The 11,814-nt window shown below is 68.8% G+C and carries 18 protein-coding genes and 2 pseudogenes; 8 read left to right on the top strand and 12 right to left on the bottom strand.

The window, feature by feature from the left end; translation table 11 throughout:
* Nucleotides 1-3 precede the first annotated feature (3 nt).
* The 4 genes and pseudogenes from AB0C26_RS38630 to AB0C26_RS38615 form a co-directional block, all read right to left on the bottom strand.
* Complete coding sequence (locus AB0C26_RS38630; RefSeq protein ID WP_360258057.1) at nucleotides 4-768, bottom strand: aminoglycoside phosphotransferase family protein; 765 nt, start codon at nucleotides 766-768, stop codon at nucleotides 4-6.
* On the bottom strand, nucleotides 768-1,301 hold the full coding sequence (locus AB0C26_RS38625; protein WP_360258055.1) for a hypothetical protein: 534 nt from the start codon (nucleotides 1,299-1,301) through the stop codon (nucleotides 768-770). Before AB0C26_RS38625 ends, AB0C26_RS38630 begins: the two co-directional genes overlap by 1 nt.
* 31 nt (nucleotides 1,302-1,332) lie before the next feature.
* On the bottom strand, nucleotides 1,333-1,833 hold the full coding sequence (locus tag AB0C26_RS38620) for a hypothetical protein (protein WP_360258053.1): 501 nt from the start codon (nucleotides 1,831-1,833) through the stop codon (nucleotides 1,333-1,335).
* A gap of 35 nt (nucleotides 1,834-1,868) precedes the next feature.
* Nucleotides 1,869-2,129 (bottom strand): annotated as a pseudogene (locus AB0C26_RS38615) (class I SAM-dependent methyltransferase); the annotation flags it as partial.
* Between the two features lie 135 nt (nucleotides 2,130-2,264).
* Here AB0C26_RS38615 and AB0C26_RS38610 point away from each other — a divergent pair.
* Nucleotides 2,265-2,696: a hypothetical protein gene (locus AB0C26_RS38610; protein WP_360258051.1), complete on the top strand. Its 432-nt coding sequence runs from the start codon at nucleotides 2,265-2,267 to the stop codon at nucleotides 2,694-2,696.
* Here AB0C26_RS38610 and AB0C26_RS38605 read toward each other — a convergent pair.
* On the bottom strand, nucleotides 2,671-2,886 hold the full coding sequence (locus AB0C26_RS38605) for a hypothetical protein (RefSeq protein ID WP_360258048.1): 216 nt from the start codon (nucleotides 2,884-2,886) through the stop codon (nucleotides 2,671-2,673). The genes AB0C26_RS38610 and AB0C26_RS38605 overlap by 26 nt on opposite strands.
* Before the next feature lie 30 nt (nucleotides 2,887-2,916).
* Here AB0C26_RS38605 and AB0C26_RS38600 point away from each other — a divergent pair, with 30 nt between their 5' ends.
* The 5 genes and pseudogenes from AB0C26_RS38600 to AB0C26_RS38580 all read left to right on the top strand — a co-directional run.
* Nucleotides 2,917-3,246, top strand: coding sequence for a nucleoside triphosphate pyrophosphohydrolase family protein (locus AB0C26_RS38600; protein WP_360258046.1), 330 nt, complete (start codon nucleotides 2,917-2,919; stop codon nucleotides 3,244-3,246).
* 107 nt (nucleotides 3,247-3,353) lie between these two features.
* Nucleotides 3,354-4,184, top strand: a complete 831-nt coding sequence (locus AB0C26_RS38595) for a MerR family transcriptional regulator (protein WP_360258044.1) — start codon at nucleotides 3,354-3,356, stop codon at nucleotides 4,182-4,184.
* Nucleotides 4,185-4,231: 47 nt separating this feature from the next.
* Nucleotides 4,232-4,612 carry a VOC family protein gene (locus AB0C26_RS38590; protein WP_360258041.1) on the top strand — a complete coding sequence of 127 codons (381 nt, stop codon included), beginning with the start codon at nucleotides 4,232-4,234 and terminating at the stop codon, nucleotides 4,610-4,612.
* A gap of 11 nt (nucleotides 4,613-4,623) precedes the next feature.
* Nucleotides 4,624-5,187: a hypothetical protein gene (locus AB0C26_RS38585; RefSeq protein WP_360258039.1), complete on the top strand. Its 564-nt coding sequence runs from the start codon at nucleotides 4,624-4,626 to the stop codon at nucleotides 5,185-5,187.
* Between the two features lie 96 nt (nucleotides 5,188-5,283).
* Nucleotides 5,284-5,454 (top strand): annotated as a pseudogene (locus AB0C26_RS38580) (IS5/IS1182 family transposase); the annotation flags it as partial.
* Between the two features lie 79 nt (nucleotides 5,455-5,533).
* Here AB0C26_RS38580 and AB0C26_RS38575 read toward each other — a convergent pair.
* The 4 genes from AB0C26_RS38575 to AB0C26_RS38560 form a co-directional block, all read right to left on the bottom strand.
* A complete protein-coding gene (locus tag AB0C26_RS38575; protein ID WP_360258036.1) occupies nucleotides 5,534-5,830 on the bottom strand; it encodes a hypothetical protein in 297 nt (98 codons plus the stop codon).
* A gap of 73 nt (nucleotides 5,831-5,903) precedes the next feature.
* The gene (locus AB0C26_RS38570; RefSeq protein ID WP_360258034.1) at nucleotides 5,904-7,256 is read right to left on the bottom strand and encodes an ISL3 family transposase; all 1,353 of its coding nucleotides are present in this window, start codon (nucleotides 7,254-7,256) and stop codon (nucleotides 5,904-5,906) included.
* Nucleotides 7,187-7,417, bottom strand: a complete 231-nt coding sequence (locus tag AB0C26_RS38565; RefSeq protein ID WP_360258031.1) for a transposase family protein — start codon at nucleotides 7,415-7,417, stop codon at nucleotides 7,187-7,189. The genes AB0C26_RS38570 and AB0C26_RS38565 overlap by 70 nt, the downstream gene beginning before the upstream one ends.
* Nucleotides 7,418-7,546: 129 nt before the next feature.
* Nucleotides 7,547-8,191: a hypothetical protein gene (locus tag AB0C26_RS38560; RefSeq protein ID WP_360258028.1), complete on the bottom strand. Its 645-nt coding sequence runs from the start codon at nucleotides 8,189-8,191 to the stop codon at nucleotides 7,547-7,549.
* Between AB0C26_RS38560 and AB0C26_RS38555 the strand changes: the two genes are divergently transcribed.
* Nucleotides 8,184-8,312: a hypothetical protein gene (locus AB0C26_RS38555; protein ID WP_360258026.1), complete on the top strand. Its 129-nt coding sequence runs from the start codon at nucleotides 8,184-8,186 to the stop codon at nucleotides 8,310-8,312. The two genes, AB0C26_RS38560 and AB0C26_RS38555, sit on opposite strands and share 8 nt — an antisense overlap.
* Here AB0C26_RS38555 and AB0C26_RS38550 read toward each other — a convergent pair.
* Complete coding sequence (locus AB0C26_RS38550) at nucleotides 8,306-9,280, bottom strand: DUF2332 domain-containing protein (RefSeq protein WP_360258024.1); 975 nt, start codon at nucleotides 9,278-9,280, stop codon at nucleotides 8,306-8,308. The genes AB0C26_RS38555 and AB0C26_RS38550 overlap by 7 nt on opposite strands.
* A gap of 56 nt (nucleotides 9,281-9,336) precedes the next feature.
* Between AB0C26_RS38550 and AB0C26_RS38545 the strand changes: the two genes are divergently transcribed.
* Nucleotides 9,337-9,969 carry a maleylpyruvate isomerase N-terminal domain-containing protein gene (locus AB0C26_RS38545; RefSeq protein WP_360258022.1) on the top strand — a complete coding sequence of 211 codons (633 nt, stop codon included), beginning with the start codon at nucleotides 9,337-9,339 and terminating at the stop codon, nucleotides 9,967-9,969.
* 12 nt (nucleotides 9,970-9,981) lie between these two features.
* On the opposite strand, the gene AB0C26_RS38540 is transcribed toward AB0C26_RS38545, so the two are convergent.
* Complete coding sequence (locus tag AB0C26_RS38540) at nucleotides 9,982-10,794, bottom strand: MBL fold metallo-hydrolase (RefSeq protein WP_360258020.1); 813 nt, start codon at nucleotides 10,792-10,794, stop codon at nucleotides 9,982-9,984.
* A 28-nt stretch (nucleotides 10,795-10,822) separates the two neighbouring features.
* On the bottom strand, nucleotides 10,823-11,797 hold the full coding sequence (locus AB0C26_RS38535) for an iron-containing redox enzyme family protein (RefSeq protein WP_360258017.1): 975 nt from the start codon (nucleotides 11,795-11,797) through the stop codon (nucleotides 10,823-10,825).
* Nucleotides 11,798-11,814: the final 17 nt, after the last annotated feature.

Here is an 11,814-nt window from a genome sequence, read left to right as displayed (position 1 = left end):
CCATCACAGCCCTGATGCGAACAGTGCCCGATTCTCCCGGCTCCACCGGATCCGCTCCGCCGTCTCGTCGAGCAAGCCGCTCGCCAGCCACCCGGCCTGCGGCTCCAGCCCCTGCCGGGCCAGCGATGTCGCCCGCTCCCAGACCAGCTCCTGCTGCGCGATGACCTCCTCCACGTCGACTGCCGTCCCGTACGCCCCGGCGAAAATCTCCATCCGGCGCCGCCGGTCCGGCGGGCCGGGGTAGCGCAGCCACCGCCGACAGGTCTCGTCGTCGCGGAACGGCGCCACATACTCCAGTGCGTACGCCACGTCGTGAACCGGTTTCGCCGGCCAGGCGTAGTCCCAGTCGATGACCCCGACGGGCCGATTCCCGTGCCACACGAGGTTCCACGGCCCGAAATCCCCGTGACAGACGATCTCGTCCTCGGCCATCGGCGCCGTCCGCCCGGCCCACACGGCCCGCGGCCGAAACCCGTTCACCGCCTCGTGGTACTCCCGCAGCAGCCGCGCCATGGCGATCAGCCCGTCCTCGTCGACGACCTTGGCCCAGCCGTCGGGCCCGGAGTCGCCCTCGACGTACGTCAGCACTTCCCGGCCTTCGTCATCGACACCGAGGACCCGGGGCGCGTACGGAAACCCCACCGCCTCCAGATGCCGCAGCAGCTCATGCACGGCGGCCGACCAGGGCAGCAGAGGACGCCGTACGGTGTCCCCGACCCGGACGATCCGCCGGTGCGGCGTGTCCTGCAGCATCTCGTGGCCGGTCACTACCGCCGTCCGCGCGCGAGCAGTTCGCTGAACCAGGCCGCGTCGGCGAGCGGAACCATCTCGGCCCGTGACCAGAAGGCGCGGGCGGTGTCGGTCTCCGGATCGCCCACGCGGGGCGTGGTGGCGACGTTGCCGGTGAGGTACACCGTCACATGCCGGGCGTCGTCACGGACGCACATCTCGGCGTTCGCGCACGTGTCGGTGGGCTGGGTGGCCAGCTCGACGAGGGCGCTGAGCTTCTGCCCGCCGAACTGGTAGGAGTCGACCACCGAGCCGGGCCCGTCGGACCCGATACCCATGCGCAGCAGACCGGGCGGGCGCTCCCGGGGTACGAGGGCGAAGTGCGCCTCATCGCCGTGGCGCCGCTCGAAGTCGACGCGCAGAACGTCCTCGACCAGAGACCGCTCGGGCACCGACTCGTCGACCGTCAGGTCACTGACCTGGGCCACGGGAGCCTCGGCGCGCCCGGCGAGCGCCGTCACGCCCACGGCGGCCAGAACACCGGCGGTGACCAGGAGAAGAGCGCGTCTCACGTGGCGATACTAGAGTTCCCCGTCGGGTCTGTCACAGAAGCTCGAACCGGCCGTGTTCGATCGCGACCGCTACGCCGGTTTCGGCGGTCAGCGCCCGCGCCAGCGCGGCGTCCGCGTCGGGAACACCCTCCGCGGGAGCGTGAATGTAGTCGCCCTGGACGGTGACGCCATCGAAGTCGATGTCGAAGGCGGCCACCGAGCTGACCGCGAAGTTCCGGAACACGCCGGTGCCCGAGCCGATGGCGATGAGCTGGTCGACGGCGCGTTCGAGCTCGCCCATGCTGTGCGCGCGGTGTTGGACGGAGACGGGAATGTCCCGCCGCCGGGCCTCGTCCATGATCCGCTGCTGCATGCGATCGGCCGGTCCGTGCCACACCAGGATGGTCGATCCGGCGTCCGGATCGTTGATGGAGGTGACGTAGCCGCTGGCCTCGATCCCGGGCTGGGCTTTGATCCAGACCCTCAGATCGCTGAGCCGATCCTGGCGGCGCCAGAGCGCCTCTTCGTCGCTCGACCACGCCTCGGGTAACACATGGCGACCCTACCCCCGCCTGAGTTACCAGCCTGCGACTGCCATGCGAGCAGACCGGCCAGCGAGGAGGCCGGCAGGCTCAGGTGTGTCATCGAGCCCACCTCGAACCGCAGGTGAGGGTGGTCGCGCCGGGCGACCGCGATCATCCCCGGCGACAGGTCGACGCCGAAGGCATCGAGAACGAGTTCGTGCAGATGTGCGGTGACGTGTCCAGGCCCGCATCCGATGTCCGCCACTGGCCCGCCTCCCGAAGCGATCACGCCGTCGGCGAACAGCGTCGGTGCGGAGCGGAGATACTGAAGATCGGAGAGCGCACTGGTTGTGGCAGGACGGCCACTTCCCCCGACCCGCCCGGACGATAAACGCGCCGTCACCTTGAATTGATCTCGAATGATGTGTGCTCATGGATCCCTTGAGTCAGGGGAGGCATGATGTTCGGACGTCGGCCGATCGTCAACCAGTGGAAACGGATGAACCCGTCGGAACGGGTCCAGTGGTGCGAGTCCCAGCTCGCCCGGATCGCGGAACTGGAACAAATCATGATCCAGAACCCGTACTCCCCGGACTACGACGAGGCCATGAACAACTTCGCTAGTGCCCGGTACGACATCACCAACGTCCTGAACTCATTGCGGGGCGTCCGGATGCCGTCGGAGTATCTGACCGTGTGGGGCAGGTTGAATCGGTTGGTGTCCGACTGGGCCGAAGCCGATCGGCGGCGCGAGCAGGCCCGCCGGGCAAATGCCGCGTGCCCGAACTGCGGGGGGCGCGGGAAGACGATCGAGGGATCGTACCGTCCGTACTTCGCACCATGCCGGAGCTGCGGGGAAACAGGCTTCATCGATATGCGCTACGGCCGCTGACGGGACGGCACGACGGGTCGCCGATGGTCAGGCTGAACTCCTCGGTGCCGGCCCCGGGGGCCACGCTCCGGTTGTCGCCGTCGGTCTTCGTCTCGCCCGCGTACGCCTCCGCGATCATCGTCGAGGCGCCGTCGGCGCTGTAGTCCGCGACGTAGCCGGAGACGATCGCCGTGGATCCGGTGTGCCCCATGCACGCTCGACCTTGGCTATAACTGGGTTCGTGAATCTGAACGACTACCAGAAGGCGGCCCTGCGCACCGCCGCCCCGCGGGACAAGCACAACGAGGTCTTTCACCTGCTTCTCGGGCTGGCGGGGGAGACCGGGGAGATCGCCGAGAAGGCGAAGAAGATCGTGCGGGACAAGGGCAGCGACTTCGGCCGGTGGGACCGGGAGGACCTCAAGAAGGAGCTCGGGGACGCGCTCTGGTACCTCGCCGTCCTCGCGGACCACTTCGGCCTGGACCTCGAGGACGTCGCCGCCTCGAACGTCGCCAAGCTGGCCGACCGGCAGCGGCGCGGCGTCCTCGGCGGCAGCGGCGACGACCGCTAGTCAGGAACCCTTGGGGCGTGTGCCGCGCGGCAGCTCCTCAAGCCTGGCGAGGACACCTCACCACCGCCGGTTGACTCTCCTCTTGCAGGAGGGTGCAAGCTGGCCCAGTGGCAGAGCTATTGACGGTCGGGGAGTTCTCCCGGCTGACCCATTTGACGATCAAGGCGTTGCGCCGTTATCACGACGTCGGAGTGCTGGAGCCGTCGTGGGTTGATCCGTCGACGGGCTACCGCTACTACACGGCGGAGCAGGTTGAGCCGGCTCAGTTGGTGCGCCGGCTGCGCGAGGTCCGGATGCCGGTGGCCGATGTACGACGGGTGGTGTCGGCGGCCGACCCGACAGCCCGGGACTCGATGATCGCCGCCCATCTCGACGTCCTGCGGCAGGAGCTGACGGCGACCGCGGCGGCCGTCGGGTCGTTGCGGTCGCTGCTGACCGGCGGTTCGGCCGGTGAGCTGACCTTCCGGCAAGCCGACGAGCAGCAGTGTCTGCTGATCGACGGTGACGTCGATCAGGACAGCATCACCCCGTGGTGCGCCATGGCCTATCCGTTGCTGTACGCCGTGGCGGGCCGGTGGGGTCTCACGCCGAGTGGGCCCTGTGGGGCTTTGTACGCCTTCGAGTGGTTCCAAGCCGGCGGCCGGGTGACGGCGTTCCTGCCGGTCACCGTGCTCGCGGCCGACGAGCGCGGCTTGTCCTCGGACGGCGGGGTGCGGTGTGGTGTGCTTCCCGCTCAACGCTTGGCGGTCGCTGTACACGCCGGGCCGTGCCGCGACCTGGATCGTACGTATGCCGCTCTGGGCCGCCAGGTGCTGGAACGCGGCATCGGCGCCGCCGGCCCGGTCCGCGAGCTCTACCTGGTGACATCCGCCGACACCGACGACCCCAGCCAGCTGCGGACCGAAGTGTGCTGGCCCGTGACCACCGAGTCGTCCTGACCTTCCCCCTTCGTACGCCAAACCTCAACCTCCTTCAAGGACCCCTCATGCCTTTGTCGATCGCACAGATCGTCGTCGACTGCACTGACGCGCAGAAGCTGGCCGAATTCTGGGCCCAGGCCCTTGGCCGTCCGGTCGACCCCGACGCCAGCGCGGACTTCGCCACCATCGGTCACGGCGCCTCGACCACCGGCAGCGCGCCAGCTTTGATGTTCATCAAGGTCCCGGAGCCGAAACGCGGCAAGAATCGCCTGCACTTCGATCTGGCCGCTCGTCACGTGCCGAACTGGCAGGACGAGGTCGACCGGCTGCTCACACTCGGCGCCACCCGGATCGACGAACACGAGGCCTTCGGCTGGCACTGGGTCACCATGCGAGACCCGGAGGGCAACGAGTTCGACCTCGGCGCCGGCGCCGCGACCCCATAGTGGCTGAGTACATGGCCTATGAGCGCGGCCGACAATCGCGGCAGACCTCCACCTTCATGCTTGCTGCCGACGTGCGCGCATTCGACGACGTGCTGAGCCCGTACATCAGCGGTGGGATCGGCTGCTGGACGACCGGCTTTCACAAGTCGGAAGGACCGGTGGTTGTGCATAGTTCTCTCGGCGAAGCGCTCACCGGGGACATTCAGGCGTTCCTCCGGCTTACGGAAGAGGGAACGCCGACTGGCCCAGGACTTCAGTACTTGCCGACTAATATGGCCGGAGGTTCGTGGGCGGGGCCGCGTGTGGACCCCGAAACGCCCAATGCCTTCATCCGTGCCGGCCGGCTCGCTTACCTCTGGTTTCCCGACCGGGAGCCGGATGCCGTCCAGACCGGGTTCGCCGAGATGGTCGAGGTGGCATGGAGAGCGCTCCATGCCGTGACTGCGGCACATCTCGTTCGGTCGGACGGCAGTCCTGCTCGGTCCACCCGAATCGGCTCGGCGGCCAGAGAGTGGGCCATGAAGCACCCAAGCCAGCAACTGGTGGCTTGGAATACGCACTTGCGGCTGCGATAGCGGGAAGCCAGCGCGTGTTCTCTGCGGCTACTTGATTACTGGTGGTACGACCGCAGCCGGCCGGCTTGGTCGAGGTGACCGGTGGGATCGCTCGCTCGCGGCCGCCCACGAAAACGGCCGGCGAAGCTGCACGGCGACAAGGGCTACGCCTATCCCGGATGCCGCGAGCGGCTGCGTGAGCGCAACACTGTCCCGCGGACCGCTCGCACCGGCATTGATTCGTCCAAACGCCTGGGCCGGCATCGCTACGTCATCGAACGCTGCATGGAATGCGCCACGAGTGAGTTCGTAAGTGACTTTGAGGTTCTGTCGCACGAAGTGTGGACGGCACCCGTCGATGGGCGGTTTACAACAGGTCGAGCATGGTGTTGATCCGTGCTTCCAGGACGGTGTCGATGGCTCCGTCGATGCGGACGCTGACGACGCTGCCGCCAACAGCTTGGGCGAGGGAGACCACGACTGGTGGCGCCCCTTGAAGGGGGTATTGGAACCACGCGGTGTCGGACTCGTCGTCGGTCCCGTCGAGGGCTCCGACAAGGGCATCTTCGTCTGCCGCGTCGTACTGGTAGCCGACATATTGGCTCAGATGCTCAAGGAAGCGGACAACGTTCTGCTCGAAGATCCATCCGGCTACGGTAGTCACGGGAGTCATTGTGGACTGTGTCTCTGTGGCTGATTCTCCCGTAAGGCCAGCACGCCCGTCGTGGTCAGCCCCGTCAGGCGGCGAGCAGGACTCGTTTGCGGAGCAGGTCGAAGCCGGCGCGGCCGTACATCTGTCGTTTGATCATTTTGATGCGGTTCACGTTGCCTTCGACAGGGCCGGAGCTGTGCGGCAAGGTTAGGCCAGCGGTGTCGGCGGCGAGGTCGCTGGTCAGGCCGGTCGCGAAGCCGGTCATGCCCGGTAGCCCGGTCTGACGGGCGGCGGTGATCCAGTCGTTGAGGCGGTCGCCGTGCAGACCGGTGAGCATGGCGGCGAATGAGCGCACCAGCTCAGCGGAGGTGGCCAGTTCGGGGCGATCGAGGATGGCCCGGAGCTGACCGGTGTCGCGGCTGGTGAGGTTGTCGGGGTGTCGGCAGATCCAGCCGGTGACCTGCCGCACCGACGGCGGCTTGGTCACCGAGGTCAGGTCGGGTGTGGTGTGGTGCTGTTCCATGAACGCCCGCACGATGCCGTAGCTGCCGGTGAAGCCCTGGGCGGTGACCTCGCGGTGCAGGGTGATCGCGTTGAGGCACCCCTCGCTGATACGGCGGAGAACGTGGGGCTTGAATGGGTCGAGTCGGCTGGGGCGCGGTTTCTGCCCGACGACCATTTCCTGCCAAGTGGTAGCGCGGGCGTAGCGCTGCACAGTGTGCCTGCCCCAGCCCAGGTGACGGGCGATTTGCCGAAGCCCGGCGCCCTGGGCGATCAGATCGTGGACCAGCTTGTGGTGCTCGCGGCGGCGTTGTGCCATCGCCCCGGATGGCTCTGGCGTTTCAGTGAGCGATGGCGGCTGTTGCTCGGCCGGTGTATTGGCGGCGGGTTCGTGCAGGCAGGCTTTGTGTCGGGCGACGCAGCGTTCCACGGCGGTGGCCAGGTTCGCCCACAGATGGAACCGGTCGGCGACCTGCACCGCGTCAGGTGCGCTGGTGCGGGCGGCTTCGGCGTAGGCGCTGGCTCGGTCCCGGCAGATCACCTGCGGTGTCGGATGCGCAGCGAGCCAGCTGGCCAGCGGCGCGGCATCACGGCCGACGAGCAGGTCTATGACCTGCCCTGTCTCGCAGTCGATCAGCACGGTGCCGTAGTGGTGGCCACGTTTGATCGCGAAGTCGTCGACACCCAGCACCGCCACCAGCCGCTGCGGCGGGTCCGGCAGAGCTCGTACCAGCCGGAGCAGGCTGCTGGGACTGGTAAGCACGCCCAGCACGGCTGCCAGACGTGTTCCGGCCCGGCCTGCCAGCGCCAGCGCGATCGCGGTCAACATCCGCAGCAGGCCATCGGTGCTGCGCACCCGCCGCCGGGTCAACCCATTGACCTGCTCGACGAACGTCCGGACCGCACAAGCGGTGTTTGCGCAGATGAAGCGGCGCACCCGCAAAGAATCCGGGTCGGCTGACCGGCGACCGGAGTGTCGGTCAACTGGCGCAGGTAGCGCCCGTGCACCCGAGCTGTCGCAGTGCCGCAGGTCGGACAAACCGCCGTTCGGTCGCGAACGCTGGCCCACAGCTGCAAGCCGGCCTCCGACCGCTCCACTTTCTCGACATCGAGGGCATCAAGATGAGACAGGACCAGCTGGACCGAAGCATCGCACAGTGACCCAACGATTCATCAGCAGACTTCGATCACGTTTCGTGCGACAGAACCGACTTTGAGCGCCGCGGGTCAGTCAGTTTCAGCGCCGTCCGCAGGGGCTGGCCTGCGCTTGGAGGCGAGCCACGCTGTCCAGTGGAGTAGCTGGTCTCGCTCCCGGCGTCTGGCGCGGCGTAGGGAGTCGAAGTCGGTCCGGGCGATGTCGAGACGGCCGAAGGTAACTTCGGGCCGAGTACCGGGCGGTGGGTTCCAGTCGTTGACCTGGATGACCAAGCACATCCATGAAGCCTCTGGGGAGCCCTCGTAGAGGTACGGCAGCACGGCGAAGGTCTCTCCGCCTCGCGGGTGAAGATCCTTGGCGGTGCGGCTGAACCCTCGTTTCTCAGCGGTGCTGATCAGTTCTGTCAGTTCGTCGCTGGAGACGACGCGCAGGTCAGCGGGCACGGGCAATCCCCACCACGACTGCGCTGATCTCCGCTTGATGCCGCGGCCGAACAACCGGACCAACCAAGCCTCCTTAATCGACACGTATGCGGCGATCCGCTGGGACTCGTGGGTCGGCATGGTGGGACGGCCCTCGGTCGGCGCCGCTTGGACGTCGGCATGGCTCCTCCAACGCAAGCCGTTGCCCCCCGACACACCGCGAAACGAATCTTCGATCGACTGATCGACGAACACGGCATGTCCGGCGTCTCCTACCAAGTAGTCCGTGGTCACCGTCGCCGAGCGGAAGCCGAAGATCCGGGTCGAAACCGATCGCGGTCCGGTCGATGTGTTTCTCCCGCAGGCGCACCAGCCGGGCGAGCGTCGACCGTCTCAACGCGACAACCCCTACTGACGCGCGGTCTGAGCACGCTCCTCGTGGAGCGGGGGCGGGCCGAACCAGGTCATCCCCTCGCCGTGGCCGGCGGTCCAGGCCAGGGGCTTTCCGTCGAGTGCGAGCACGTTCTTGTGGCTCGGGTCCGCCGCCGCGAGGCCCGGGTAGACGAGGACCTCCGGGTCCTCCACGGCGATCCAGTGGCCGGGCAGCGAGCCGGCCAGCGCCGTGAACTGGCGGCGCCGCTCGTCGGGTACCTGGTACAGCACCGACGTGTGGAAGACGACCAGGGTGGCGTCGCGTGGGGCCGACAGGGCCAGGCCCGTCAGGTGGTCGACCAGGTCGCCGCGGATCAGGTCGGGCGGGTCGGCGGCGGCGATGGCCGCCGCCTCGCGGAGCCGGGCCCGGCGGTGGTCGTGTTCGGGCCAGATCAGGGCGTCCAGCCAGGCCAGGTCGGACGGGTCGGTGACGTCGAGCGGGTTGAGGTCGAGGCCGGCGCGCCAGACGACCGTCGGCAGGGACGGGGGCAGCGGTACGCCGGTGGCCGCGCACGACAGCAGCGGGCCGGCCGTGCCGACGCGGTGGTCGCCGTAGGCGTACGAGTAGCGGTCCGGATAGAGGTTGAGACCGGCCGAGCACCCCACCTCGAGCAGCGCCAGGGGCTGCGGCAGGGCGGCCAGCACCGGCAGGAGCAGCGCGCAGCGGTTGGCCTCGTTCGTCTGCGTCGCCCGGGTCAGTAGTTCGCGCTGCACCGCCGGCCAATGGGACCGGACGAAATCCGCGAACGCGGTGGGGGAGTGCACCGGCCCGCCGAGCAGCCGCACGACCCCGAACAGCAGGTTCGGCTGGCGCTTGGGCGGCGGCACGGTGTCGAGCAGCGCTAGTAGGCCGGCGTTGCCCGCGACGGACCTCGCCAGGCGCTCGTACGTCAGCGAGACGCCCCGCGCCTGACGCTCCGCGAAATCCTCGTACCAATGGGCCGCCGTCATGATCCGCATGATCGCAGACATTCGCGTTCATGTCCGCCGCGACCCACACTGAACTGGTGACAGTGATAGAGATCTATCTGGAGACGGCCACAGCCACCCATGACTTCCTGGGCCACCCGGCGGTGGCCGAGCGCTGGGACGCCCCGAGCGCGCTGGCCCGCCTGCGCGTCGGCCCGCTCGCCGCCCACCTGGCCGGCCAGCTCGTTCAGGTGCCGCCCGTGCTCGACGCCCCGGTCACCGGCGAGCGGGTCACGCTGGCCGAGCACTTCGCCCGCTCCACCTGGACCGACGGCGACCTCGACAGCGAGGTGAACACCTACATCCGCCGGGTCTCCGAGGACGCCGCCGCCGTGGGCCACGCCGCCGTGACCGCCACCGCCGGTGAGGCCCTGGAAAGACTGCGCCGCCGGCTGCCGTCCGAAGAGCCCGGTCGCGCCGTCCAGCTGCCGTTCGGCCCGTGGTCGCTGACGCTGGCCGACTATCTCACCACCCGGCTGCTCGAGCTCACCGTGCACGGCGACGACCTGGCCGTCAGCGTCGACGTCGATCCACCCGCCGTGCCCGCGGCCGCCCTCGACTCCACCATCGGCGTCCTGTGCCGGTTGGCGGCCGTACGGCACGGCCCCACCGCGGTCCTGCGCGCGCTCAGCCGCGCCGAGCGAGCACCGCGAACGATCGCCGCGCTTTGACGAAGCGGACGATCAGGCGACTTCGCCGATCACCTCGCGGCGCAGCGGAAGGGTCATCGTGGCGCCGCGCTCGATCGGGCGTACACCGGAAAGACCCTGGTCCTCGGCTCTGGTCATGAAGTCGCTCAGCGGGGACTTCATCACCTTGTAGTCGTCGTAGTGGATCGGCAGGGTCAGGCCGGGACGGATCAGGTGGGTCAGCTCGACACCCTGCTCGCCGTCCATGGTCAGCAGCATGCCGGCCAGCTTCGTGCCGCCGAGGTGGATCAGCATGGCGTCGATCTCGCCCATCCGGCGCGGGATCGCGGCCAGCGCGGTGTCGTACAGCGTGTCGCCGGTGATGTAGAGGCGCAGGGCGCACCGCCCGTCCACCTCGAGCTCGACCACCGAGCCCATCACGTCCGGGAGCAGGTGGTCGGCGACACCCGGTCCGTGCCGGCCGGGCACCGCTGTGACCCGCAGGCGCTGCCGGTCGCGGGTCCACTCGTGGCACTCCCAGGTCGGCAGGCCGCTGACCGCGAGGTAGCGGCGGCGGCGCAGGCGGCGCTGGGCCTGCGGCGTGGTGATGATGGGCAGCGTCGGCTCGATCCGCTGCCGCGCGGCCCGGTCGAAGTGGTCGCCGTGCAGGTGCGACAGGAGCATGGCGTCGACCTCGCGCATGTCGAGGACGTCCAGGGCCGGGTCGCGCAGTCTCTTCGACCAGGCGCCGTAGCCCAGGTAGACGCGGCTCCCGGCCGCGCCGAACGCGGGGTCGGTGAGCAGGGTGAAACTGCCCAACCGCAGGATGGTGGTGGCGTTTCCGACAAAAGTGACGCTGGACTGCATCCGAGGGGCCTTCCCAGTTCTTACCGTTCTACACCACGCAGTGACGAAGGGATGACTCGCCGGCGTCCCAGGCCGACAGGACGCCGCGGGCCCACAGCTCGTCGATCTTCAGCGCGCAGCGCGCTCCGAACAGGACGTCCCCCGCGAGCTCGGGCTCGGCGGCGGCGAAGGAGCCGCACAGGTCGTACGCGGCGATCTGCTCGTGCACCGCGTCCGCCTCCACGTGCTCGTCGTAGTACGCGGTCGACGCCGCGTCCCCGCCGAGACGGCGCAACCCGTTGCCGTACGCCCGGTTGGGCAGGGTCGAGGTCATCTCGTACGCCGCCAGATGCCCCACCATCGCGCCGCGCCACCGGCGGCGCAGGCCGAACAGCGACATCACGTTGTTCACGGCCAGCGTCGCCGCCCCGGCCGAGTCCACGTACGTCCCGTAGGTCGTGTCCAGGCCGAGCCAGCCCATCGTCTGCTTGAACAGCTCCTGATGCATCTTCGGCAGCTCACCACCGCCGTACTCGTCGGCCTGGATCTCGATCAGCGCCGCCTTGGCCTTCCCGCCCAGCCGGGGGATGACGAACGTGTGCGGATCGGCCTCACGCAGCTGATAGACCGAGCGGTGCGCGACGAACTCGCGGAACTGCTCCAGGGTGGCCCGGCCGCGCAGGTAACCGGAGAGCGACGGCCCGTCGTCCTCCTCGACGATCTTCACCAGCTGGGCCGGAACCGTGGCCGGGTCGACCCGCGGGGGCGGGCCCACCAGTTCCACCAGCGTCGCCTCGAAGGCACGTTCGGCGGCCGCCCGTACCCGCAGCATGTCCGGGTCCCATTCCCACAGGTCGTCGACGCCGTCCCAGCCCCGGTAAGCCAGCTCGTAGCAGATGAACAGGCTCAGGTGCAGGTCCTCGTCGTCGTCGAAGACCGGCGCGGCGGGCAGGGAACCACCCCGGCCGCCCAGCACGTCGATCAGTGCGGCCGAGACGGAGCCGCGAGCCGTGGGGAGCTTCATGGCCGCAAGGCTTCCCC

Source organism: Actinoplanes sp. NPDC048796 (assembly GCF_040650035.1).
GTDB lineage: Bacteria > Actinomycetota > Actinomycetes > Mycobacteriales > Micromonosporaceae > Actinoplanes.
The sequence above is the reverse complement of the archived record's forward strand: the minus strand, read 5'-3'. Positions and strand labels throughout refer to the sequence as shown.